The following is a 25,271-nucleotide window of genomic DNA, read 5'->3' as shown; positions in this document are numbered from 1 at the left end:
GCGCAATTGGATGTTGAATTAAAGCGCAATCAATAGCTAAACTACTTCGAAAGAAGCCGGTCAAAGCTTTTCTGTCGAGCAACCAGGCTCGGCGGCAAATTTTATCTGCGTAAGTACTTATGTCTCAGCGCTCTTCCAAAAAAAAGATTCTACTTATTTTGTCCCACACGGGCGCTGGTGGTGATACCCAGGTACTTTTCAATCTCTTATCAGCCTTAGCGGCTTCTTCGTTAGAGTTTCATATACTCAGTCATCAACGTGGGGCTAAGCACGAATCATTTAGACAGTTTGGGGTACTTTATACTTTTCCGCTGGACGAGACATCCTGGCTTCGACGCCTTCTGCGGCGCTTCTTTATGCCCATTTTTGTAAGTCTGAAAAAGGTATATTGTCAGTTTCTTATAAAAAGGATAAATCCGGCCGCTATCTACATCAATACCATCAACGAACACGAATTTAGTCTGGCAGCCGTCCATTCAGGCAGAAAATTAGTAGTACATATTCACGAAATGGGATTTGTGGTTACTCAGCGTATGCGCAGCGAATGGGTAGATTTACTTTTGCACAAAGCCGATGTCATAATAAGTCCGGCACAGGCCGCTTTAAAATTTTACAGCACTGTATACGGCGTTGACGAGAATAAAATGACGATCGTACATGAAACGGTACATGATAGCCATGTTCGTCCCTCTCAACTTACTAAAAATACACTTTTAAAAGAGGGCATTGAAGCTGATACCCTCCTCATTGGCGGAGCGGGCTCCCTTATTTACCGGAAAGGTATAGATACCTTTATCCAAGCTTGCGCTTTATTAAAAGGAAAAGTACCTCACCAACCGTTTCAGTTTTTATGGCTCGGCGGTCAGCCAGGGGCCTCTCAAAACCACCCTTACTACCGGGCTTTGCTAAAAACGATTGAGCGCGAAGGGCTATCTTCCTACTTTCAGTTTTTGCCTTATACCTCAGAAGTTAATGATTTCTATAGCCAGCTGGATATATTTGTCCTGCCTTCCCGTATGGAAGCTTTTCCATTGGTGGTATTAGAAGCTTTTTTAGTGGAAAAACCCGTAGTAGCCATGGACGTAGCCGGCGTACGCGAGGTAGTAGATGCCGAGACGGGGTACCTGGTTAAAGACCGCACGCCCGAAGGGCTGGCAGAGGGGATTCTGTATTTTCTGGAAAGCGAGGAGCGGCGGCGGGAAGCGGGCCGCAAAGGCCGACAGCGCGTGCTGGAAAACTTCGAGGCACAGGTACAGGTAAAAAAGTGGTTTGACATTTTGAATCAGTTATGAAAATCGCCTTCGTCGTTTCTTTTTTCGATTTCCGTAACGATGTTCGGCGCGTGATTGCCGAAGTAGCCGCTCAACAGGAGGTCGTTGTGTTTTCCAAGGCCGAGCAGGCCGGAGTTATCCAAAAGTACATCCCTCCCCAGGTCGAATTTCGCCTCATTCAAGAACGCCAAAGTACCCCTTGGAATCGTTTTTGGGAGCGATTTTATTTGCTATTCAAACGATTACCCCAAAGTCGCTCCAACTTTTTTCTCATGGAGCTTTTCAAGGTTAGTAATAATCCCGACCCGGTCCAGCAAGCCAAAGGCCGACGGCTCCTCCAATGGATACAGCGGCTCCCTAAATTCCTTTCGTACGATACCTACCTGCGGCAACTGCGCTACCAGCAAGGTACTTTACTAGACGACATCGATCACTTTATCTGCTTTACGGCCATTGCTGATGACTACCTGCTGGCCCGCCTCATCCGCGAAAAAAAAGCCGTGCGGGTCTACGTGTACAGTTGGGATCATCCCTGCAAGCACACGTGTTTTTCCAAAAAAGTAAAGTACCTCTGCTGGTCGGAAGGGATTCGGGCGGATGTCGTTTCGCTCCAAGGAATTGAGCCAGCCCAAGTAAAGGTACTTGGTGCCAGCCAGTTTGGGTATATTAATGAGTACAAACGCCACGCCCCAATGCCAGCGCCCAAGTACCCCTTTCCCTACGTGTATTTTGGCTGTGCCATTGGCATCACGGACCTGGTACCGGATGAGCTTCGGCGGGTGAAGGTACTTGCCCAGGTACTTGCCCAGGCTCAACCTACTTGGCGGCTGGTAGTGCGGCCTTACCCGGTGCTGACCAACTGGACTTACTATGAAGAGCTAAGGCAGCTCCCTAATCTGGTACTTGATGATGACTTCCGGGGCAGTGATACGTCGGTTAGCGAGGTACATATTCACCAAAAGTACGCTACCATCGAGCAGGCAGAGGCGTTTTTTCACCTGGGTACTACCATGGGCCTGGAGGCCTGTTTTACCGGTACGCCCTCCTTCATCCTGGACTTTGGGTACAGCACGCAGGAAGGTCTAAGCCTCTACAACTTCATTCACCAGTACCAAAACGACAGGCATTTGATTAACTTAGCTCCGCAAAATGCGGTTAAGTCCGAAGAGGCGCTCCGGGCCGTGCTGGAAGATCCAACGCAGCCCAAATACCAGGAGCTTAACCAGCTAGTGCAACAGCAATACCCGTTGAAATCTTTTACGGAATTAGTACAAGGGCTTATCTAAAAAATAGCACAGCTACAAAATGGAATATTCCCAAGCCAAAAAGGCCTATCAAAATATAAATAAAATTGCCGGATGGTTTTCAGAGGAAGCCGCGATGGCTCTCGCTTTATTTGATGAAGTACAGAAACAAAACCAATATTCAGGAGATATATTTGAAATTGGTGTCCACCATGGAAAAAGTGCCCTATTTCTTCATCAGTTTTTAAGTGACACTGAGGACCTACGCATTTGTGATCTTTTCAACTATCAAACGCAAAATATTTCTACTTCTGGAAAAGGAGACAAGGTGATTTTCTTAAATCACCTCCATAGGGTACTTAAAAGATCAGATATTACCCTATTTGAAAAATCTTCTAATCACCTTTCTGTCAAAGAAATTGGCCGTTCTTACCGCATGTTTCATATTGATGGTGGGCATTCGTGCCAGGAAGCCCTAAGTGATTTAGAACTAGCCGCAGAAGCCGTTCATCCCTATGGAGTAATTATTCTAGACGATCCTTTTCGAAGCGAATGGCCGGGGGTTACCGAAGCGCTTATAGCGTTTTTAAAAAAATCGTCAAATTTCTCTGCTCTACTTATCGGTTTCAACAAATTATTTATTGTCCATAATAACTATTACAATTTATACGCAAGTGCCTTTGACAATGTAGCGCATCGATCAAACTATGCTTTGGGATTTCCCTTAGCCTATAAAACGGTTTCCTTCTTAGAAAAAGACCTGCGCTGTTTCTACATTCCGACTTATATACATAAGCCTTCTCTAAAACAACGTATTTATATACAGTTAAAAAAGTGGGGATTAAAATAGAACCGCTATTGGATTTATGAAGTCGTTGCTAGTTGTTTTTTTTAGCTTTAGGAACTACTTGTTCCAGGAATGGATCATGTATATTCCATTCTTTTTCGTTAGAAAGTTTTTCCTTAAAAGGGTACTTGGCCAAATGGATGTCCGCTGCTTTGTAGCTATGGGAGTGGATATCAGAAACGGCAAAAATATAAGCTTAGGCGAGGGCAGTGTGATCAACAAGAAAGTACTCCTAGATGGAAGAGGGGGGCAAATCCAATTAGGAAAAAACGTAGATATAGCCCAAGAGGTAAATATCTGGACTCTCTCCCATGACCCCCATGATGACTACTACGCCGATAAAGGTGGCGATGTTTTCATTGAAGATTATGTATGGATCGCTTCTAGGGCCACCATTTTACCTAGGGTCAGGCTAGGAAGAGGGTGTGTGATTGCTGCCGGCAGCGTTGTAACTAAAGATGTCCCTCCCATGACCATTGTAGCCGGGGTACCTGCCAGAAAAATTGGCCAACGCGGGAGTCAACTAAAATACACTTTTAATTACCAGCCTTGGTTTCGGTAAAACGCACAAGAATAGCCTGCCTGCCCGTAGCCGGGCCTGATAACCCCTACCAGCACCTGATGATGGAAGGCCTGAACGAATCCGGCACGCTATGGGCGTTCAACGGTGCGGATGATAAGTTTCTGGGGGTACTTCGCACGGTACTGAAGCACAAACCCGACTACCTGCATTTCGACTGGATTGTGTCGTACTACTACCGGCGGTGGCGCTGGCTCACGTACTTGAGCGTGCCGTTGTTTTGCCTACAGATTTTGATTATAAAGTACCTCTTTCGGGTTAAACTCGTCTGGACGCTGCACAACATCCTGCCGCACGACCTGGATCTGGTGCCCGTCCACCGGTTTTGTCAGCGGTTTATGGCTGGGCATTGCGTGTGGATACGGGTTTTCTCCGGTACTTCCGTGGCAAAGGCCGCCCAAGAGCTACAGGTACCTGCTACGAGGTTTCGGGTTGTACCTGAGGGCGATTACACGACGTATTACCCTACCCATAGTCAACAAGAAGAAGCGCGCAAGTACCTGGGCATACCGTCCTCCGGTAGGGTACTTCTCTACCTGGGGTTGATCAAGCCCTACAAAGGCGTGCTGGAGCTCCTTGAAGCTTTTCAACAAATAGACCCGCCGGATACCTGCCTGCTGGTGGCGGGGAAGATCATGGATCAGGCCTACGGCGAGGCGATCAAAAAAGTACCTAGCGAGCGCATCCGGCTCGTGGATGCGTTCATCCCCCCTTCTGAACTTCACTACTACCTCAGCGCGGCCGATCTGGTGGTACTTCCTTTTAAGCAAATCGAAAATTCGGGCTCGGTGATTCTGGCCATGGGTTTTTCTAAGCCGATCGTAGCCCCCGCCCTGGGCGCGGTGCAGGAGCGCCTGGCCCAACAGAGCCAATTGCTGTACCAGCCGGGCGAAACCTTAAAAGAAAAACTACAAATGGTACTTGCTATGCCTAAAGACGTACTAGAAAGCGCAGGAAATCGTAATTTTAGGGCTTTGTCCAACTACCACTGGGGAGATTTTGCGGCCCTTTTTCTATGAAAGTACTCACCGTATTCGGTACCCGTCCCGAAGCCATCAAGATGGCCCCCTTGGTTCGATTGCTCAATCACACACCGGGTATTGAGCACCGGCTCTGCTCAACGGGGCAACACCGCCAAATGCTCGAGCAGGTGATGGCTTTTTTTGAAATCAAAACCGACTTTGACCTAGCCATCATGCAGCCGGGGCAAGACCTCACCGGCATTACCTGCCGAATCCTGGAAGGCATGCGGGACGTATTCGCGCAATTCCGGCCCGACTGGGTACTTGTCCACGGCGACACCACCACTTGCCTGGCCGCTACCCTGGCGGCTTTTTATGCCGGGATAAAAGTAGGACACGTAGAGGCGGGCTTACGTACCGGCGACTTACAGGCCCCCTTTCCCGAAGAAGCCAACCGCCTGCTGGTGGACCGGCTCGCTTCGGCTTACTTTGCGCCTACCCAGCGCAATGTGGACAATCTCCTAAAAGAAGGAATAAAGCCCGAGCGCATCGTAATGACCGGCAATACCGTCATCGACGCGCTACTCTGGGCCAGGGAAAAAGTACTTGGATTTTCGGCTCAAGTACCCCCGGACGTGCAGAAAGTATTTTTGGAAAACCGGCGCGTGCTGCTGGTTACGGGGCACCGGCGCGAGAACTTCGGCGCGGGCTTTGAGCAGATCTGTCGGGCCCTCCAAACGCTGGCCGGGCGCCTGCCGGAGCTCACCATTGTGTACCCGGTGCACCTCAATCCCAACGTACAGCAACCCGTCAGAAAGTACCTGTCGGGCATTCCCAACCTCCTGCTTACGGCTCCCCTCAACTACCCTGATTTTGTGTACGCCATGAACAAAAGCTGGATGATCCTGACCGACTCGGGAGGCGTACAGGAAGAAGCTCCCTCCCTGGGCAAACCCGTACTCGTGATGCGCGATACCACCGAGCGCCCCGAAGCCGTAGAGGCCGGTACCGTACGCCTGGTGGGAGCCAGTACCCAACGAATTGTGGAAGCGGTGGAGGCCTACTGGGCCCAGCCCATTCCAACGCCTACCTACAACCCCTACGGCGACGGACAAGCCAGCAAACGGATTGTTTCTTACCTGACTAAAAAAGCGACATGAAACCTCAAGCCTTGATTCAACGCAAAAATGCCTTGCTTCTGGCCGCGGTTATTTTAATGGTAGCTGCTTTAAGTTGGTCATTTTACCAGTGGCGGGGGCAGCGCATGAGTTCCAATTGGATGGGCCCCTTTCTATCCGCCGCGCAAAACCTTATGCCCGGCCAGCGGGTATTTTTAATCGACATTGACGATGTAAAGCACTTCAAAGCGCTAGCAAGCGTCGCCGAGGAAGATGCGTATGTCTTTCGCCAAAGTACTATCCTAGTCCCCTATATCTACGATCCGATTGGGTACCCCTACCTCATCCGGGCAGCTACAACTCTTTTTCCTTTCGTAGGGCATCAGTTGGCCATCATCTTATTCCAAAGTTTGGTGCATCTCATCCTGTGTTACAGTCTGCTTTCTTCCCAGCATCTCTCAGCTAGCTTCCGAATACTCTTTTTGGTACTTTACGCTCTCAATCCCCTAGTCCTACGATTTGTTACGTTCAACCATTACTATTTCTGGCAGGTAATACCCTCGTTTTGGTTACTGTTTATCAGTCTCAAAATTAGTCACCGCGTAGGTTGGGGGGTACTTTGGTTCGTACTGCCTTTTGTACTTTTAGCTCGTCCTACTACCTTATTTGCCGTGCTGGTCTGTATCGTGTATTGGTATAAGTTTAAATCGAAAAAATGGGCCATAGGATACACCGTATGGTTGGCCTTACTAGGGAGCTGGCTCTACGTACCCAATCAGAAAAATCCCTGGCATACCATGTACGTAGGCGTAGGAGCTTATAGCAATCCGTATGGCATCAACCTTAGTGACGACGACGCCTACGCGCTCTACGAGCAGCATACGGGGATACCGCTCAACCCCTCTACCGGTGGAAATTACTTTGAATTACCTGTACAAAGACAGTACCGCGACATTACTCAACATACCTTTTTAACCATTTGGCAGGATAAGCCCTTCCTACTGCTAAAAAATGCTGTCATCAATTTTTTTGGCGGCTTTAGCATCGGTTACGTCAACAAAGCGCCCGATTGGCTTAACTACCTGGTTTCATTCAGCGGCTTACTTTTTGTTGGGGTACTTTGGTACTTTAAGAAATTTAAAATCTTGCTTTTCGTCGTTCTTAGTATGGCTGGCTATGTACTTTATTATCCCCCCATCCAAGCCTATATGTATGGAAACTACCTTCTGCTGGTATGGGGGCTCATCGAAGTACTCGAAGCAATGCGCCGCAAGTACCCCCACGCTGTTAAAATAACGTGATGCCAACCATCCTTTACCTTTCCTTCAACGATGGCTCCGACATGCGGATTACGAAAGAAGTCCGAACGCTCAGCCACTACGCCGCGGTGGAGCTGGTAGCGGTAGGTACCGACCCCTCCCTGTGCTATGCCGCCGCGTACGCCCACAAGCTACACTACATCCCGGGGGCCAGGGCCTCTACAGGTACCTTGCTGAGGTACTTTCTTCGCTGCGCCTGGCTGCTGCTTACGCGTCGCTACCACTCGGTCCATATCATCAACGAGCCTCAGCTCATGGTACTTTGGCCCTTGCTGTGGTTTCAAAAGCAGGTAGTTTTGGATATTTTTGATTCTATCTTTTTACGAAAAAACCGCCCCGGCAACCAGGTACTTTGGCTAAAAAAGCTCGTTTATGCGCCCATTCATCGCGCAATTGTAACGGACGAAAACCGCCTGACCCTGCTCCCCGATTTTTTGAAAAAGAAGGCCCATATTGTTCCTAACTACCCCTACACCCTATCAGCCCTACCGCCCAAGGTACGTACGTCTGGCCTCACGATCATGTATTACGGCTGGCTGGGTGAGCAACGCGGCACCGCCACGGCCCGAAATCTCCTGGCCGCCGACCCAAACGTGCGCCTGCTGATGGCTGGCTGGCTGGCCGATGAGCCTTCCCGTACGCTGACACAGCACCCGCAGGTGGAGTGGCTAGGGGTACTTCCGCAGGCCGAGGCCCTTCAGCTGGCTGCCCGCCGGGCCGACTACATCCTGTGCGTCTACGCGCCCATCAATGCCAATAACATCAACGCCAGTCCCAACAAAATTTATGACGCCATCCAGACCCGCACGCCCGTTATTATCAACGCGGAGGTACAAGTGGCCCGCTGGGTGCAGCAGCACCGGCTTGGGCACGTACTACCTCAGTATGCTCCTATAAACTACCCCCAACTAGCCCAGGAACTGCAAACACAACGGGAAGCCTATACTTTTGATGAATCACTGCGGCGAAACTGTACCTGGGAAACCGCAGAAAGCGAATTAGTCAACGCTCACGGATTCTTACAAGCATGAAAATTCTGTTTTGTACCAATGTCTTCGAGGTAGTAGAAAACGGCCCCGTGAAGTTTGCGAATCTGCTCCTGCAGCTCAATGAGCTGTATCCTCAGCACGAGCTCCGTATCCTGACGGAAGACATTAGCGCGCCACGCCCCTACGTACACCAAGTACCCATGCCGCCACGCTGGAAAGCCTCTCTATTTAGCCAGTTGATACGCATGTGGGTCTACCACCGGGAAGCGATGCGCCTTCGGCACCAGTACCCTTTCGACGTACTGGTCTATAATAATGCCCTGGTGGGGCTGTGGAGCGCGCATCGCTTCCGCCGTACCGTGGGTATGATCAATGACGATAACCTGGTGGAGGATTCCTCCGAAGCGCTGGGTTCTGTTTCTTTAAAAAACTACCTCAAGCACCTGGCCTTCCGCCTGGCCGAAAAGCGCATGGCGCACCGGGCCAGCCAGATCATTGTCAATTCCGACTACCTGAAAAATAAAATAATAACCGCCTACCAAGTACCCCCAGCAAAAATTCAGCGCCTTTACAAAGGCATTGAGCTGGTTCAACCCTCGCTCCCGGCCGCCGATAAGTACCAGAGCCCCGTCCGTATTTTATTTGTTAAAAATGATTACAGACGAGGCGGCCTGGCAGTACTCGCTCAAGCCTTGCAAGTACTTCCGTTTCGGTTTGAGCTGGTCGTCATTGGCTCCAATCCACGGGACCAGCCCGCCATCGAACTTTTATTTAAAAATACCGAAAATACGACCCTGACCGTTTTAGGGAAGCAACCACAAGAGATTGTGTTTCGGGAAATGGAAGCCTGCGCACTATTTTGCGTACCTTCGTACAAAGAAGCTTTGGGAGTAGCCAACCTGGAAGCGCTGGCCCGGGCCAGGCCGGTTATCACTACCCAGGTGGGCGGAATCCCGGAGGTACTTGATCAAGGTACCTGCGGCTGGATGGTTCCACCGGGGAACGCCTCCGCCCTGGCCCGCGCCATTGAAGAGTGCCTAAAAAACCCTGCGCTGCGTACGAAGAAAATTCAGGCTGGGCTGCAGCAAACCCAGCGGTTTTCTAAAGAACAATTGCTGACTAATTTTCTTTCCTTGCTTGCTTCTTGAAAGAACGTACCAACCATAGCATCTACCAGAATACCCTGTTCAGACTACTGGTTCTGAATATGGCTCTCGTAATTGTGGGCTACGCGTTGGCGGTATTGTCGGGGATGGCCAGCGTAGGGCCCATGCGGCTTATCAAGTACGGCGTCCTTGCGTTTTCGTTGATCTACCTGATTAGGCTAAATATCCATTTACTCCGCTTGGTTGTACACTATGCCCAGTCGGTATTCATTTTATCCCTCGTTCTTTTTCTTTTCTCCGTATTCACGCCGGAGCCCCTTATTTCTATGGTTCGGGCGCTCACGTTTATTGTTCCCTTTTTATACGTAGCGCTTACGGTCGGGAGCTTACTCCTTAGCTACCCTATCAAAGAAATTCTGGGGGCCTTTCTGAGTAGTATCAACTGGGTGTATATGATTCCGCTCGTCAGCTTTTTTCTTACCGGAGGTAGCCTTAGCAACACCAACATCTATTTCATCTCCTCCGAAAACGAAGGGAATGCCTTTGTGTCTAACCACTACGGCTGGTCGGGAACCATCTTTTTGGTTACCGGAATCGATCTTTTACGCTCGCAGTCGCTCCCTTTTTGGCGACGCTGGTTGATCATCGCCTTTTGCGGCGTAGCCATGTACCTGGTCCTCATTTCTGGCAACCGGACCTCCTGGTTAAGCTTGTCCTTTGTGGCGCTCCTTTTCACCTTTCGCTATCAGCGGTTTCCCATTTATTACAAGTTTTTACTAGCCCTGCTTCCGCTGGGGCTTATTATTTTTCTGCTTAAAGATCCTAAATCAGCGCTAAATGCCCGGGTAAAAAAGACCGAAGTACAAGCCAAAAAAGGGGAAGCCCGAGCCGGTGTCGCCCGATCCATGATTACTCACTTCAAGAGCCAACCCTCCTTGTGGGTTACCGGAATCGGGATTTTTAATAAGCGAAAAATAAAGTCAATTACCTCCTGGGGGGGCTACCATAATTCCTATTTTGAGGTACTTTTTGGCACCGGGCTACTGATGTTCTCGTTCTTCTTTTACCTCATCGTGATCCGCCCCGGCTGGAACTTCATGCGTTTTTTCTCGGAACAGTATCTTTTCCTCCCCCCTTTCATGATCATCCCCTACTTTGAAAGCAACCTTACGGGCGGGCAATTTCTGTTTTTCCCCTGGTTTATGATGATATTGCTCATGGGATATGCGCGCATTTTCGCCAAGCTTAAGATTCAGATCAAGCAATGGCAAAAGACTTCACTTCCTGCTGCCACCCCCTAACAAAACAAAAGCACGGACATACATCCATGCTCTGTTCCACACTATACACACACTATGTTTTAACTATCGTTACGCCCTCTTCGAGGGAAGGATCTCATATCTTGCGCCAGGACCTTCTGTAGTATTTGTAACCGGAAAATTACTTTCTGATGTCACAAAAAAGTACAAATTCTGTGCCAGCCCTACATGGGCTCACCTGAAAAGTTTGCAAAACAACTAATAAAAAAGAAGATTGCTATCTACAGCGCTGAGAATTAATTTATTTTTAACCTATCACCGTAGATTATATCCCCTTAGTCCGGCCTCATGGACCTACTCCTTACTACGGATGCAGTTATTAGTTTACGCACCCAGGCGCTTCTGGAGGTAGGACCGGGTAGCAACAACATTATTTTTACCATCGCTATATCAACAAAACTACCTGAAAATCAGCAGATATAGATTTAGAAGTATGCTCTTCTCATCGCTCTGGAACTTCCCATAGCCTTGCTCTTTTCTATATCCTGGAGCATCGTCTTGGAAGAAAACCAGACCACGGTGCTTGAGCACGGCCTTAGCAGCCGGGATCTGATACTACTGGGTGGGGGGGATGTCTGCTTTACAGCACCACGTGAGAAATCTACCACAAGCTCGAAAGTGAGACCCAACACCTGTCTCAGGACAACGGCGGGGGCAAAGCCAGGCGCTCGTTCGGTCAGGATTTAGTACAAATTACACTCCTGAATACCATCTTCTCTTTCGACTCCGTTCTGACGGCCGTAGGCCTGGTTAAGCAAGTGACAATCATGATCCTAGCTTTAGTAATTTCTACTTTCATCATGATCATTTCGGCCGCCAGAATCGAGGCTTTTGCCAACAAGCATTTGTCAATCAAAATCCTCCCCTTATCGTTTCTACTGATAATCGGTACCTGGCTGGTAGCGGAGGCTTTCCACGACGAAAGCCCCGAAGGGTACGCCTACTTTGCGATGGCGTTTTCGTTTGTGGTAGAGCTGCTGAATAGGCGCTACGAAAAAAAACAGGCACTCGTACAGCCCTGCGATTGGATGGAGTAGCGGGTCGCCACTATGACGAAACTTATCTCAAACTGTTGTATTTTTCAACAGCTTGTCTCCTAAGTACTTTCCCTGGGTCTGGGTTTTAGTGCGTACCGGGTCTGGTACTTTCACGAAAAAGCCGCTTGATGATGGGCGGCTTTTTCTACCTTTGCTTTACGGTCGGTCTGTAGACTTACCTTGGCATTTATAGTAACCATGCGAATCAATCCCGAAACCGTAGAGCGTATCAAGCAGGCCGCCGACATCGTGGAGGTAGTGGGGGACTTTGTGTCGCTGAAAAAGCGGGGCTCCAACTACACGGCTTGCTGTCCTTTTCATAACGAAAAAACGCCTTCGTTCAACGTCAATCCGGCCCGGCAGATTTTTAAATGCTTCGGCTGCGGCGCGGCGGGTGACCCCGTGAAGTTCGTAATGGACATCGACAACGTGGGCTACGGGGAGGCCCTCCGCTACCTGGCCCAAAAGTACCATATCGAGATCCAGGAAGAGGAGGTGACTGACGAAGAGGCCCTGCGCCAAAACGAGCGCGAAAGCCTGTACATTGTGCTTAACTACGCCAAGAGCTTCTACCAGGAGCAGCTCCTGCGCACCGACGAAGGCCAGGCCATCGGCCTCAGCTACTTCCGGGAGCGCGGCTTCAACGATACCATCCTGAAGAAATTCGAGCTGGGGTATAGTCCCGACGTCTGGGATGCCTTCACGCAGGCCGCCTTGGCCAAAGGCTACCAGGCCGATGTGCTCGAAAAAGCGGGCTTGCTGATCCGGAAGGAAGGTAGCAGTACCGTGGGCTACGACCGTTTCCGGGGCCGGGTGATTTTTCCGATCCATAACGTAGCCGGGAAAGTCATTGCCTTTGGCGCGCGCATTCTTAAGGTAGATAAGAGCAAAGCCGCCCACCAGCCTAAGTACCTCAATTCTCCCGAAACGTCCGTATACCACAAGAGTGAGGTACTTTACGGCATCTTCCAGGCCAAGAACGCCATCCGGCAGCAGGACGTCTGCTACTTGGTGGAGGGCTACACCGACGTAGTGTCACTGCACCAGGCCGGTATCGAAAACGTGGTGGCTTCCTCGGGTACTTCGCTCACGGTGGAGCAGATCCGGCTTATTGGCCGCTTCACACCCAACGTCACCATTCTGTACGACGGCGACCCGGCGGGGATCAAAGCGGCCCTGCGCGGACTGGATCTGGTGCTGGAAGAAGGCCTCAACGTGAACGTCGTGACCTTTCCCGAAGGTGAAGACCCCGACAGCTACGTACAGCGCGTGGGCGCGCAGGCTTTTAAGGAGTACCTGGGCCGCGCCGCCCGGGACTTCATTACCTTCAAGGCCGAAACCCTCCTGCTCGACGCGGGCCAGGACCCCTTCCGGCGCGCCGAGGTCATCAGCGAGGTAGTGGGTAGTATCGTCAAGATCCCCGACGCCATCAAGCGGCAGATCTTTTTCCGACGTACCTCCGAAATGCTGAAGGTGGAGGAGCAAATGCTCATCTCGGAAGGCAATAAGCTGCTGCGCAAGCAGCAGGGCCAAAAACAGCGCGATCACGACCGCACCGAAGCGCGCACTCCCAGTGGTCCGCAGGAAATAAGTACCTCTCCCGAGCCCGGCCCGGATTTCTTTGCCGACCCGCCCGCCCGAACCGTACCCCAGCGCGAGCTGATTTCCTACCACGAAGAAGAATGCATCCGGCTCCTGGTGAGCCACGGCAGGCGGGAGCTGGAGCCGGGTATTTCCCTCTGCCACTACATGCTGAGCGAGCTCGCCGGCCTGGAGTTTCATACGCCCCTGTACAATCATTTGCTGCTGGTTTTTCGGCAGGCTTTTAGCCGCGGCGAAGTACCCGATACGGATTATTTTCTCAACCACCTCGACCCGGAAATTCAGTCCGAGGCGATCGGCATGGTGACGCCACGCCACCACCTGAGTGAGCAGTGGTCGCAGAAGTACGAGATTTACGTACCTACCGAGCTGGACAAGCTACACGATTTGGCCTATACGAACATCCTTCGCCTCAAAAAAGGGCATAATGATTTGATCATGAAAAATATCCGGGAAAAACTCATGCACGCATCGACCGCGGACGAAACCGATTCACTTTTACAACAATTCATGCAGCACAAAATCATTGAAAAAGAAATCGCACAGCTACTGGGTACGGTCGTATCCTGAAAATCAACTTTAATTTTTCGTTGTTTCAATCCCTTTTCTACCCGATCAATTCTATGAAGAACAATTTCTTACAACGCAGCGCGCTGGGCTTATTCCTGGCCTTCAGCATCACCCTGGCCCAGGCCCAAATCCAGACTCCTCAACCAAGCCCGGCGGCCACCATTTCGCAGGCGGTAGGGCTGGGCAAAGTGACCGTCGAGTACAGCCGCCCGGCCCTCAAAGGCCGCACCATGTTTGGTACGCAGGTACCTTACGGCAAGGTATGGCGCACCGGCGCCAACAAGATCACCAACCTGATCCTGTCGGACGAGATGCTGGTCAACGGCCAGAAAGTGGCCGCAGGTACCTACGGGCTCTTCACCATTCCGAATCAGAACGAGTGGACGATCATCCTGAGCAAGGATGCCAACATATGGGGAGCTTACACCTACAAGCCCGAGAACGACGTGCTGCGCTTCAACGTGAAGGCTCAAAAGCTCGCCAAACCCGAAGAGTACTTCACCATTGAGTTTACGGACTTCACCGCCTCCGAAACGGCCGTGGCCATCCGCTGGGAGAATGTACAGGCCAAGTTTAGCATCAAGCACGACTCGGAGGCCAAAATCCTGGCCGAGATCCAGGAAAAAACCACCGCCAGCGACGCAAACATAGGCACGCTCTCCGCCGCCGCTAACTACTACTACGATACCAACCGTGACCTCAAAAAGGCCTACGAGTGGGCTACTAAAGTGGTAGAGCAAGACCAAAAGTACTGGACCTACTACCTACGCGGCAAGATTGCCGCCAAAATAGGACAGTGCGACGTAGCCGTAGCCGACGCCCAGAAAGGTCTAAAGCTGGCTCAGGAAGCGGGCGACGACGCCTACATCCTCAATCATCAGAAGCTCCTCAAGCAGTGTGGTAAGTAAGGGGCAACCCCCTATGACACAACAAAGCGGAGCAGCCTGTATGACCAGACTGCTCCGCTTTGTTTATAAGGCTCTTGTGAGGCGCTACGCTTAGTAGGTGGCGTTCTGTACGGCTTTTTTACCGTTTTCGCTCGCCGTTTTGGCCAGGCCATCGGCTTTATCTTTGGCCAGATCCAGGCTATGGAGCACTCCTTCTTTGAGGCGCTCGGTCAAAGTAGCTAGTTCTTTAATTCCTTTTTCGTAGGTATCTTTGGCGTTGCCCGACAGGTCGTTGGCCTTGTCTTTGATCAAATTACGGGTGTCAGCACCTTTCTTAGGGGCTACCAGCATACCTACTGCTACACCTGCTGCCGCCGCTCCCAGCGTACCTAGCAGAAATTTTTGATTTCCGTTCATGGAGATTTTTCTTGTTTAAGTGATTTGTAACAATTACGCTAGCTATCTTTTTAAAAAAATCGGACCATTTCGTTCATCAGCCCGTCATCATGCCTTCTTTAACGCTCCGGCTCCTGCCCATTGTCCTGCTTTTTTCCGCTCCACTCGCCGCGCAGTGGCACCTCCTGGATGTTAAAACCACGGCCAGCTTTCGCACCGTACACGCTCTCAGCAGCACAACTTGCTGGATAGGAGGCACTAAGGGTACCATAGTGCACACAACCGACGGCGGGCAGTCGTGGAATGTCATGCAGGTACCTGGGGCAGATTCGCTGGATTTTCGCTGTGTGCGGGCCTTCGATCAGCGTACTGCCCTGGCCATGAGCGCCGGGCTGGCCGAGGAAGGAAAAGCCCGGATCTACCGTACCCAAGACGGAGGTACCTCGTGGCAATTAGTGTATCAAACTACCCAAAAAGGGGTATTCCTGGACGGAATGGATTTTTGGGACGCAGGCCGGGGCATCGGTTTTGGTGATCCGATTGACGGGCGCTTTTTTATCCTTACCACCCAAGACGGCGGACGTACCTGGCAGGAAGTACCCCTGGCCCAACGCCCCGAGGCGCTCCCCGGCGAAGCCGCCTTTGCCGCCAGTGGTACTTCACTCGTAGTGGTGGGTAAAAAGCAAGTCCTGATCGGGACGGGCGGCGGTAAAGTAGCGCGGGTACTGCGGTCGGAAGACTCGGGGCAGTCGTGGCAGGCAGTCGAGACGCCCCTGGCGGCTGGACCTACCAGCGGTATCTTCGGGCTGCGCTTTTGGGACGAAAAACACGGCCTGGCCGTAGGGGGCGACTACCGCAACTACCTCGACGCCACCCCCAACGTGCTGCTGACGCAAGACGGCGGCGCTACCTGGCAGCGCGGCGGAGACGCCCGGCCCAACGGACTCAAAGAAGCCGTGGGCTTATACCGCGTAAACAAGAAAGAAAAACGGCTCCACCCGGCTGCGGTCCGGCAGTGGTTGCTGGTGATAGGGGCGTCGGGCAGCGGCTACTCTCCCAACTACGGCCAAACCTGGGTTGTCCTGGACCAGCACCCGTTTCACGCCGTAAGCGTGGCCGGTAACGTTGGTTACGCCGTGGGCGGTCAGGGGCTGGTCGGGAAGTTTGAGGGCTTTTTTACGCCCCCACCCAAAGAGTGAAGGTACCTAGCCAATGAGCCTTTTTCCGGCTTTTCTGACGATGGCGTCTTCCACCAAACCCAGGAGCGGATCGGGGAGGTTGGTGCGTTGTGCTATTTTTTTGCGTAAAAAGAAACTGCCAAAGCCCGCAGCGGCGGCCACGATGCCTCCTAACAACGCCCCCTGAATGTCGCTGCCGCCGTGGGCTTTAAAAATAGCGGCTCCCAGTAGTGCCCCCGCCAGCGTGCGGCCCGCCAGGCCCAGCGGCGCGATGCGGTTAGGGGCCGTGGGTAGTTTGTCCCCGGCCATTTCGGCGTTGGCAGCTACGGACAGCGCCGAAGCGACAAAAGGCGATTGCAAAAAACTGTAGCGAGTGCCGCCCAGGTAGTACAGGCTTTGCTGTTTGCTGAGTGAGTTGCTCACCGCCGACAGCCCCGACACGGCACGCATACCCGTCAGAGCGCCTAAGCCCACGGTTTTCAGAACGGCAGAAGATGTACTTTTCATGGTGGTTATAGGTAGTTAAGTGGCAAACAAAAAGTTGAATCGGCTTCTAACCTTCAACAAAGCTGTGCCACCCTGCTTGGCCCTAAATTCGGTCGAGTAGCTCCTTGACTTTGCGGACCGGACGCCCCAGCACGTGGTCGATAATGGCCGCCGCGTGGTCGCGGCCGTTCTCGATAAATACTTTTTCGGTAAATACCCCCGCCATCACCGTGCCGCATAGGTACAGGCCGGGTACGTTGGTTTCGAACGTATCTGGATCATACGTAGGTACTTTGCTCACCGGGTCGAGCGCCACGCCGCAGCGCTGCAGCAGGTACTCGTCGGGAATGTACCCAATGAGCAGGTACACAAAATCGGCCGGTAGCCACTCCTCTTCGCCCGTGTTGAGGTCCTGGATCAGGAGGCGGCCCGGCTCAATGGCCCGCGCCAAACTACCGAAGCGCGTGTGGATTTTCCCTTCCTTGACGCGGTTCTTGACGTCCGGCACGAGCCAGTACTTCACCGTGCGGCGAAAATCTTCGCCCTTATGGACAATCGTCACGTGCGCGTCGTGCCGGTAGAGCTCCATGGCGGCCTCCACCGCCGAGTTGGACCCACCCACGATCACGACATTGGTAAACGACGCCAGAAAAGGCTCGTCGTAGTAGTGCGACACGTGCGGCAGGTCTTCGCCGGGAATCCCCAGCTGCCGCGGCACGTCGAAGTAACCCGTAGCCAGCACTACCTTCCGGGCGTGGTAGGTATCGCCCGCGGTCGTATGTACCTGAAAGGTACCGTCGGCTTGCTGCTCGGCGCGGTCCACTTCAGTAAAGAGCTTGAAATTCAACTTAAAGTACCCCGCTACTTTGCGGTAGTACTGCAGGGCCTCGTTGCGGTTGGCCTTCACGTCCGACACCGGAAAGGGGATGTCGCCAATCTGAATGTTTTCGGCCGTGGAGAAAAACCGCATCCGCTTGGGGTACTTGCGGATGGACTCCGTGAGGCTCCCTTTTTCCAGAATAATATGATCGAGCCCGTTGCGGGCGGCTTCGATGCCCATCGCCAGGCCGCAGGGGCCGCCACCAATAATGAGTAAGTCGTAAATAGGCATAGGTAGTTAATAGAACTGCGTCGGAAGTACTTCTTCCCTACAACTCCAAAAGCAGGGGTTGCTGTTCCGGGAAGCAAAAAAAGGTACGTACCAGGCAGCCCCCTTATCCCAACACCCGCCTATTTTACCGAACTTTGCGGCCCAGGTACCTGTTTTCCCAAAACCAAAGTACCCCGTAAAGTACCTTTATGCGTGAGCCCGTTCTTTCCGAAGCTAAATTTACGTCGCACCTCAACGAATGGGGACGGCGCAAGGTGCCTTTTGTGTTCATCAGCGATTTTCTGGGCCAGCAGCACGAAGCCTGGCGGCTCGACGAAGCGGACCCCACCGAGGTACTTTTCGATTTGAACGGCTTCACAAACGACCTACCCGAGCCGACCGCCATCCCGGATTTTTATTTCCACAAGTACCCCCTTTCGTTCGAAAAGTACCTCCCGAAGTTTGACTACGTGGTGCGGCAGATCCGGGCCGGCAACTCCTTCCTGACCAACCTCTCGGCTCCCACACCGGTAGCGACTGACCTGAGCCTGCACGCTATTTTCCGGCACAGCCAGGCGCGGTACCGCCTGTGGCGAAAGGATCGGTTCGTGTGTTTTTCGCCCGAGATTTTTGTGAAGATCCAAGGTACCCGCATTGCGTCGTATCCCATGAAAGGTACCCTCGACGCCGCCCGGCCCAACGCCGAGCAGGTACTGCTCAGCGACCCCAAGGAGGCCGCCGAGCACGCCACCATCGTGGACCTGATCCGGAACGACCTGAGCATGGTGGCCCGCCGGGTGGTGGTGGAGCGCTACCGCTACCTCGACCGCCTGCTCACGAACGATAAAACCCTGCTTCAGGTAAGCTCGGAGATCACCGGCCAGCTCCCACCCGACTTCGACGGGGCCTACGGCGACCTGCTCCGCAAGCTCCTGCCCGCGGGCTCCATCAGCGGCGCGCCCAAGCCCAGTACTTTGCGGATTATCCGGGAAGCCGAAGGCTACGAGCGGGGCTACTACACCGGCGTGATGGGGTACTTTGACGGAAGTACCTTCGAGAGCGCCGTCATGATCCGGTACATCGAAAACCAGGAAGGGAAATTGGTTTTCAAAAGTGGCGGCGGCATTACGGCCCGCAGCCAGGCCCAGCTCGAATACCAGGAATTGATCGACAAAGTGTACCTGCCCTTTACCCATGAACCTACCCTGCATCGAGACCATCTGCCTGCGCAACCGCCAGCTGCAGCACCTAGCCTACCATGAGCAGCGCCTGCACCGCACCCGCGCCGCCCTGGGCTGGGGCACCGACCACTGGCCGCTGGCCCAGCTCCTGAAAGTACCCGAAGCCCTGGGCCCAGGTACCTACAAATGCCGCCTCACCTACGCGCAGGAGGTAGAAAACGTGGAGTGGGAGTCCTACGCGCCGCGCCCGATCAGGAGCCTGCGGCTGGTCTACGACGACGCCCTCAAGTACCCCTACAAGTACCTCGACCGCGCGGCCCTGCGGCACCTTTTCGACCAGCGAGGTACCTGCGACGACGTGTTGATTGTGCAAAAGGGGTGCCTGACCGATACTTCCTACTGCAACCTGGCCCTCTTTGACGGCACCCGCTGGTGCACGCCCGCCACGCCGCTGCTGCCCGGTACCCAGCGCCAGTACCTACTGGACCAAGGGGTACTTTCCGAGGACACCATCCGCGTGGAGGATTTACGCCAATTTCAACAAATAAGGCTCTTTAACGCCATGCTGCCTTGGGAAGAAGGGCCAACGCTCAGCACCGAGCAGGTGGTGGGGTAGCTGGTAGGTAGCAGAAAGTCAGGGAACAATCAGCTCAATGAGGGGGACGTACAAGCCAAACTTTTCGTCGGCTGAGATGATAGGTACCCGTTCGGCCAGCGCCGTGGCAATCAGCAGCCGATCGAAGGGATCGCGATGGGCTGGCAGTAGAGGTACCTGTTCGTAGGCGGGCTATGTGGGCCGTTTTGAGGGGTAGCAGTTCGAAACCATCCTGAACAAGTACGAAAGCAATATCACGGATGCTGACGGGAAACTCAGGCAATTTTCCCGTTTTTTATTTGATCGCTATTTCAAATAAGTTGATCTGACTCACATAAATTTGATTCTGCCTATCGCTAAGTAAATCATAAAGACGCGGAGACAGCCGGTTTTCATTTAGTTGAAACCATATCAAGATTTGCGTATCAATTAAGTACCTCATCCTTACATGTAGTCTTTGAGATCGTCCAGAGGTTCGTTAAAATCGGGGGGAATGGAAATAGTTTTATCCGCCAGATGACTTAAGCGACGCAGCCCGCCCAATACACGCTTTTTCTGTGTTGGGTCAACAGGCGTTTCTTCCTGCAAAAAGGTAATCAGTACCTCCGCTTTCTCGACGTCCGGGGCGGGTTCGAGCAGGGTTAGTTTTCCGTTTTCGTAAATCCCTTTGATGGAAGTGTACATGGCTGGGCGTGTTTTGGTTGTAAACTATAAAACTGAACGTAGCTGTTTTTAGTGCGTGGGCACGGGGGTACTTGCCTCGTGCGAGTCCAGGCTCGTTCTACCACTGACAGCAAACGCTACAGCAAGTTATTCATTTTTACGGCCATCTGAAAACGCCCCCCTGCCGCTCCCTGGTTCTTGCGCCAAAGCCCGCAGAAAAAGCGTAACTTGCCACGCTGTAATAATGAACATGGCCCAATACCCCGCATGAGCTCGTATACTGCCTCTCTGTTCGAAGAAGAGGTTACCTACTTCGCCGATCTGATCCTGCCCGTTCCCGTGCCCAACCTGTTTACGTACCGGGTACCGCGCGGCATGGACGAGCTCATCAAGGTAGGCGCGCGGGTGATCGTTCAGTTTGGCAAAAACCGCGTCATCACGGCCGTTGTGAGCCGCTTGCACACCCAGCCGCCCGTTAAGTACCAGGCCAAGTACATCCTGGAGCTGCTCGACGAAGAGCCCCTCGTGACGGCGCACCAGCTGGAGCTTTTCCGCTGGATGGCCGACTACTACCTCTGCCACCTCGGGGAGGTACTAAACGTGGCGCTGCCCTCGGGCCTGAAGATCACGAGCCAGTCCAAGGTACAGTACAACCCCGACTTCGACCACCCCGACCTGCTGACGGAACAAGAGGTGATGATTCTGGAAGAAATCCAGAAGCACCAGGCGCTGTCGTACGAGGAAATAGCCCGGTTGGTGGAGCAAACCAACGTGACGGGGATCATCAAGTCGCTGGTGGGCAAGCGTGCGGTAATTCTTTTCGAAGAAGTACGGGAAAAGTACAAGCCCAAGATCGTGCGAAAGGTACGGCTGGCGAGCGAGTACGCCTCGCGCGAGGCCGTGAATGCGCTGATGGTGGCGCTGGAAAAGTACCCCAAGCAACAGGAGATTTTGCTAAGGTACCTGAGCTACGTACCCGTACAGAACAACCCCGACCTGAACCAAAACGGCCTCGACAAGAGCGTCTATTCGCAGGACGACGGCCTGTCGGATTCGTCTTTGCAAACATTACTCAAGAAAGGAATTTTCGAGACTTTCGAGGTAGTGGTGTCGCGCTTTGCCGACCTGCCCGCCGCGCCCGCCGTAGAAATCAAGCTCACGGAGTCGCAGCAGCTGGCCGTCCGGCAGATCCAGACGTACTTTCAGGAAAAAGAGGTGGTGCTGCTGCACGGTATTACGGGCAGCGGCAAGACCGAAGTGTACATCAACCTCATCCAGCAGGCGCTCGACAGCGGCACGCAGGTACTTTACCTGCTGCCCGAAATAGCCCTCACGACGCAGATCGTGGTGCGGCTGCGCAAAGTATTCGGCGACCGCATGGGGATTTACCACTCCAAGTTTTCGGACAATGAGCGCGTGGAGGTCTGGAAGGGTATCATCGAGGGCAAGTACCAGTTTGTGGTGGGTGTGCGCTCGGCGGTGTTTTTGCCCTTCGACAGCCTGGGCCTCATCATCGTGGACGAAGAGCACGAAACCTCCTACAAGCAGTACGACCCCGCCCCCCGCTACCACGCCCGCGACGTGGCCGTGATGATGGCCTACCTGCATGGGGGCAAAACCCTGCTGGGCTCGGCCACGCCCTCGCTGGAAAGCTACTACCACGCCCGCAACGGCCGCTACGGACTGGTGGAGATGCTGCAGCGCTTTGGCGAGGCCGCCCTGCCCGAATTCCTGCTGATTGATACCAAGCTGGAAAAAAAACAGCGCAAGATGAAGAACGAGTTTTCGTCGGTACTGATGGAGTACCTCAGCTATAATTTACAAAATAGCGAGCAAACGATCCTGTTTCAGAACCGGCGCGGCTATTCGCCCTACATCCAGTGCGAAGAGTGCAGCTGGATTGCGGGCTGCAATAACTGCGACGTGAGCCTGACCTACCACATGCGGGCCGCCGAGCTGCGCTGCCACTACTGCGGCCACAAGGAAGAAGTACCCCGCACCTGCCCCGCCTGCGGCTCCACGAAGGTCAGGACCATCGGCTTCGGCACCGAGAAAATCGAAGACGAGCTGCAGCTGCACTTTCCGCAGGCGCGCATTCAGCGCATGGACCTGGATACCACCCGCGCCAAGAATGCCTACCAGCAGATTATCCAGGAGTTTGAAACCGAGCAGATTGACATTCTGGTAGGTACCCAGATGATCAGCAAGGGCCTGGACTTCGGCAACGTGAGCGTGGTGGGAATTTTCGACGCCGACCGCATGATCAACTTCCCGGAGTTTCGGGCTTCGGAGCGGGCGTTCCAGATGCTCACCCAGGTGAGTGGCCGGGCGGGCCGCCGCGCGGGCAGGCCCGGCAAGGTACTTATCCAAACCGCCAACCCCAGCCAGGTACTTTTGCAGCGGGTGGTACAAAACGACTACCTGGGCATGTACGAAGCCGAAATAACGGAACGCCAACAGTATAACTACCCGCCTTTTACGCGGCTCATCAAGCTCACCGTGAAGCATACCGACGACGAAACCTCGCGCCGCGCGGCTACGCAGCTGGCCGACAAACTCATCGCCGAGATGGGCCGAAGCCGGGTACTTGGACCCGAGCCGCCGCTGGTCGAGCGGGTCCGGAATCAGTTTTTGTTTGATATTCTCATCAAACTTGAGCGAGAAAAGATTAATTTTAAGGCCGCAAAGACATTCATTCAAGAAAAAGTCACGGATATTCTGACCGACAAAACCTTGAAAAACATCCAGGTCGTGATCGACGTTGACTGCACGTAATGCCCTGGCTAAGCTAGTTGTAATCTGCTATTTACTTATTAAATCACCTATGTCTTCCAAAAAAACCAAAATTGTTGCTACCGTAGGACCCGCTTCTGAAAGCAAGGAAACGCTGCTGGCGTTGGCCAAAGCCGGCGTAAATGTATTTCGGCTTAACTTTTCACACGGTACTCACCAGGATCACCTCGAACGACTCACCCGGATTCGGGAAATAAACGAAGAACACGGCCTGAACCTCTGCATTCTTCAGGATTTGCAAGGACCCAAAATCCGGATCGGAAACGTAGAAGGCAAAGACGGCGTGCTGATCGAAGCCGGGAACCGGCTGATCCTGAGCAACACCGAAGTACTAGGTACCGCCGAGCGCGTAAGTACCCCCTACGACGGCATGTACAACGACGTACACGTGGGCGACCGCATCCTGATGGACGACGGCAAGCTGGAAGTCAAGGTGGTGGACATTGAAGGCTCCGACGTGATCACGGAGGTGGTGTACGGCGGGTACCTGAAGTCCAAGAAAGGCGTGAACCTACCCAACACGCGGGTATCCATGCCGTCGGTTACGGATAAAGACTACGAAGACCTGGACTTTGGCCTGGAGCACAACGTGGAGTGGATCGCGCTGTCGTTTGTGCGGGAGGCAATGGACATCGAGAAAGTGAAGGATTACATCCGCCGCAAGGGCAAAAATACCCGCGTGGTGGCGAAGCTCGAAAAACCCGAGGCGATTGACAACCTGGACGAGATCATCGCCGCTACGGACGCCGTGATGGTGGCCCGCGGTGACCTGGGCGTGGAGCTTCCCGCCGAGGAGGTACCTATGATCCAGAAGCTAATCGTGGAGAAATGCAATAAAGCGGGCAAGCCGGTTATTGTGGCTACGCAGATGCTCGAAAGCATGATCGACAGCCCCCGCCCTACCCGCGCGGAAGTCAATGACGTGGCCAACTCGGTACTGGACGGCGCGGATGCCGTGATGCTGAGCGCCGAAACGGCCTCGGGCAAGTACCCCCTGCTGGCGGTCGAAAACATGACGCGCACCATCGAGCGTGTGGAGGCCAATACGGACAAGATTTACTTCAAGTACCACGCTTTCGTGAACGAAAACCCCGGCGCGGATCAGCTCAACGACAACGTGGTGATGAGCGCCTGCCGCCTGGCCCGCGACACCAAGGCCAAGGCGCTGATCGGCATCACGCGCTCGGGCTACACGTCGTTCCGGCTGTCGCACCACCGCCCCAAAGCCAACCTGCTGATCTTTACCTCCAACCGCGAGCTCATGAATACGCTGGGCCTCTACTGGGGCACGAAGGTATTCTTCTACGACCGCGACGATAATGTATCGACCGACGAGCTCATCGACGACATCAAGCGGATTCTGATCGAAAAGGGCGAGCTATCCAAGGGCGACATCTTCATCAACACGCTGAGTATGCCGGTTTCCAAGCACCGCAAAACCAACGCCCTGAAGCTAAACGTGGTGGAGTAATTCTTCCCGCTTCCTTTTTTATATATTAAAAATAAAAAGCGCCACCAGGTACCTGGCGGTGCTTTTTATTTAACACATACGAAATAACTAACAAAATAGTTTTGAAACTAATTAAATAGTATTATCTTTGAATTAAAATTCATTCAGTATACCCAAAATAGCGTATAAATATGGAAATGAGATCCCTAACTCGGGCCGAAGAAGAAATCATGCGTATTCTCTGGCAATTGGGAAAAGGCTTTGTCAAGGACGTACTGGCCGAGATGCCCGAGCCCAAGCCCGCCTACAATACCGTTTCGACCATCATCCGGATTCTGGAAAAGAAGGGCGTGGTGGGCTACACGGCTTACGGCAAAACCCACGAATACTACCCCCTGATCACCGAGGTGGAATACAAACGCTTCGAAATGAATCAGCTGCTCAGCAACTACTTTGACAGCTCGCTGCCCAAGCTCGTTTCCTTCTTTGTAAAAGACCACGATCTGAACACCAAGGACCTGGATGAGATCATCAAGATGATGCAAAACCAGAAAGACAGCGAGTAGCAAGCCGCTACGCGTTCCGACC

General features: G+C 53.0%; 23 protein-coding genes. 19 read left to right on the top strand and 4 right to left on the bottom strand.

From position 1 onward, the window contains the following. Positions 1–119 precede the first annotated feature (119 nt). The 13 genes from HNQ92_RS29070 to HNQ92_RS15180 all read left to right on the top strand — a co-directional run bounded on the left by HNQ92_RS29070 (position 120) and on the right by HNQ92_RS15180 (position 14,872). Positions 120–1,292 carry a glycosyltransferase gene (locus HNQ92_RS29070; protein ID WP_184174910.1) on the top strand — a complete coding sequence of 391 codons (1,173 nt, stop codon included), beginning with the start codon at positions 120–122 and terminating at the stop codon, positions 1,290–1,292. Continuing rightward, on the top strand, positions 1,289–2,557 hold the full coding sequence (locus HNQ92_RS15235; RefSeq protein ID WP_184174909.1) for a glycosyltransferase family protein: 1,269 nt from the start codon (positions 1,289–1,291) through the stop codon (positions 2,555–2,557). Before HNQ92_RS29070 ends, HNQ92_RS15235 begins: the two co-directional genes overlap by 4 nt. Positions 2,558–2,576: 19 nt before the next feature. Then, complete coding sequence (locus HNQ92_RS15230) at positions 2,577–3,365, top strand: class I SAM-dependent methyltransferase (RefSeq protein ID WP_184174908.1); 789 nt, start codon at positions 2,577–2,579, stop codon at positions 3,363–3,365. 16 nt (positions 3,366–3,381) lie between these two features. Continuing rightward, positions 3,382–3,924 carry an acyltransferase gene (locus HNQ92_RS15225; RefSeq protein ID WP_184174907.1) on the top strand — a complete coding sequence of 181 codons (543 nt, stop codon included), beginning with the start codon at positions 3,382–3,384 and terminating at the stop codon, positions 3,922–3,924. Continuing rightward, the gene (locus HNQ92_RS15220) at positions 3,912–4,961 is read left to right on the top strand and encodes a glycosyltransferase (protein ID WP_184174906.1); all 1,050 of its coding nucleotides are present in this window, start codon (positions 3,912–3,914) and stop codon (positions 4,959–4,961) included. Before HNQ92_RS15225 ends, HNQ92_RS15220 begins: the two co-directional genes overlap by 13 nt. Continuing rightward, positions 4,958–6,064, top strand: coding sequence for a non-hydrolyzing UDP-N-acetylglucosamine 2-epimerase (gene wecB / locus HNQ92_RS15215; RefSeq protein ID WP_184174905.1), 1,107 nt, complete (start codon positions 4,958–4,960; stop codon positions 6,062–6,064). Before HNQ92_RS15220 ends, wecB begins: the two co-directional genes overlap by 4 nt. Then, a complete protein-coding gene (locus HNQ92_RS15210) occupies positions 6,061–7,323 on the top strand; it encodes a hypothetical protein (RefSeq protein ID WP_184174904.1) in 1,263 nt (420 codons plus the stop codon). Before wecB ends, HNQ92_RS15210 begins: the two co-directional genes overlap by 4 nt. Continuing rightward, complete coding sequence (locus tag HNQ92_RS15205) at positions 7,323–8,372, top strand: glycosyltransferase family protein (protein WP_184174903.1); 1,050 nt, start codon at positions 7,323–7,325, stop codon at positions 8,370–8,372. Before HNQ92_RS15210 ends, HNQ92_RS15205 begins: the two co-directional genes overlap by 1 nt. Further along, positions 8,369–9,478 carry a glycosyltransferase family 4 protein gene (locus HNQ92_RS15200; RefSeq protein WP_184174902.1) on the top strand — a complete coding sequence of 370 codons (1,110 nt, stop codon included), beginning with the start codon at positions 8,369–8,371 and terminating at the stop codon, positions 9,476–9,478. Before HNQ92_RS15205 ends, HNQ92_RS15200 begins: the two co-directional genes overlap by 4 nt. Before the next feature lie 59 nt (positions 9,479–9,537). Then, positions 9,538–10,737, top strand: a complete 1,200-nt coding sequence (locus HNQ92_RS15195) for an O-antigen ligase family protein (protein ID WP_184174901.1) — start codon at positions 9,538–9,540, stop codon at positions 10,735–10,737. A gap of 617 nt (positions 10,738–11,354) precedes the next feature. Then, a complete protein-coding gene (locus HNQ92_RS15190; RefSeq protein WP_184175140.1) occupies positions 11,355–11,792 on the top strand; it encodes a TerC family protein in 438 nt (145 codons plus the stop codon). 198 nt (positions 11,793–11,990) lie between these two features. Continuing rightward, entirely contained in the window at positions 11,991–13,964 is a 1,974-nt protein-coding gene (dnaG, locus tag HNQ92_RS15185; RefSeq protein ID WP_184174900.1) for a DNA primase, read from the top strand. 53 nt (positions 13,965–14,017) lie between these two features. Then, positions 14,018–14,872, top strand: a complete 855-nt coding sequence (locus HNQ92_RS15180; protein ID WP_184174899.1) for a DUF2911 domain-containing protein — start codon at positions 14,018–14,020, stop codon at positions 14,870–14,872. A 90-nt stretch (positions 14,873–14,962) separates the two neighbouring features. Here the strand turns inward: HNQ92_RS15180 and HNQ92_RS15175 are convergent, their stop codons facing one another. After that, the gene (locus HNQ92_RS15175; protein WP_184174898.1) at positions 14,963–15,268 is read right to left on the bottom strand and encodes a YtxH domain-containing protein; all 306 of its coding nucleotides are present in this window, start codon (positions 15,266–15,268) and stop codon (positions 14,963–14,965) included. A gap of 89 nt (positions 15,269–15,357) precedes the next feature. On the opposite strand from HNQ92_RS15175, the gene HNQ92_RS15170 reads away from it, so the two are divergent. Further along, a complete protein-coding gene (locus HNQ92_RS15170) occupies positions 15,358–16,446 on the top strand; it encodes a WD40/YVTN/BNR-like repeat-containing protein (protein ID WP_184174897.1) in 1,089 nt (362 codons plus the stop codon). Positions 16,447–16,452: 6 nt separating this feature from the next. Here HNQ92_RS15170 and HNQ92_RS15165 read toward each other — a convergent pair whose 3' ends face one another. After that, positions 16,453–16,932, bottom strand: coding sequence for a DUF4126 family protein (locus HNQ92_RS15165; protein WP_184174896.1), 480 nt, complete (start codon positions 16,930–16,932; stop codon positions 16,453–16,455). Positions 16,933–17,014: 82 nt separating this feature from the next. After that, a complete protein-coding gene (locus tag HNQ92_RS15160; protein WP_184174895.1) occupies positions 17,015–18,022 on the bottom strand; it encodes a YpdA family putative bacillithiol disulfide reductase in 1,008 nt (335 codons plus the stop codon). A 188-nt stretch (positions 18,023–18,210) separates the two neighbouring features. Between HNQ92_RS15160 and HNQ92_RS15155 the strand changes: the two genes are divergently transcribed. Together HNQ92_RS15155 and HNQ92_RS15150 are read left to right on the top strand one after the other, a co-directional pair. Beyond that, positions 18,211–19,263, top strand: a complete 1,053-nt coding sequence (locus tag HNQ92_RS15155) for an aminodeoxychorismate synthase component I (protein ID WP_184174894.1) — start codon at positions 18,211–18,213, stop codon at positions 19,261–19,263. Beyond that, entirely contained in the window at positions 19,196–19,798 is a 603-nt protein-coding gene (locus HNQ92_RS15150) for an aminotransferase class IV family protein (protein WP_184174893.1), read from the top strand. The genes HNQ92_RS15155 and HNQ92_RS15150 overlap by 68 nt, the downstream gene beginning before the upstream one ends. Positions 19,799–20,221: 423 nt before the next feature. On the opposite strand, the gene HNQ92_RS15145 is transcribed toward HNQ92_RS15150, so the two are convergent. Next, positions 20,222–20,461: a hypothetical protein gene (locus tag HNQ92_RS15145; protein WP_184174892.1), complete on the bottom strand. Its 240-nt coding sequence runs from the start codon at positions 20,459–20,461 to the stop codon at positions 20,222–20,224. Between the two features lie 246 nt (positions 20,462–20,707). On the opposite strand from HNQ92_RS15145, the gene priA reads away from it, so the two are divergent. From priA to HNQ92_RS15130, 3 genes are all read left to right on the top strand, one after another. Next, positions 20,708–23,215 (top strand): replication restart helicase PriA, encoded by a 2,508-nt coding sequence (priA, locus tag HNQ92_RS15140; RefSeq protein WP_184174891.1) that lies wholly within the window; start codon positions 20,708–20,710, stop codon positions 23,213–23,215. Positions 23,216–23,264: 49 nt separating this feature from the next. Further along, positions 23,265–24,704 (top strand): pyruvate kinase, encoded by a 1,440-nt coding sequence (gene pyk, locus HNQ92_RS15135; RefSeq protein ID WP_184174890.1) that lies wholly within the window; start codon positions 23,265–23,267, stop codon positions 24,702–24,704. A gap of 170 nt (positions 24,705–24,874) precedes the next feature. Beyond that, entirely contained in the window at positions 24,875–25,249 is a 375-nt protein-coding gene (locus HNQ92_RS15130) for a BlaI/MecI/CopY family transcriptional regulator (protein WP_184174889.1), read from the top strand. Positions 25,250–25,271 lie beyond the last annotated feature (22 nt).

The sequence above is a fragment of the Rhabdobacter roseus genome, from assembly GCF_014202275.1.
In the GTDB taxonomy this organism is placed as follows: Bacteria; Bacteroidota; Bacteroidia; order Cytophagales; family Spirosomataceae; genus Rhabdobacter; species Rhabdobacter roseus.
Note: the sequence above shows the minus strand (reverse complement) of the source record. Positions and strands in the feature narration are given on the sequence as shown.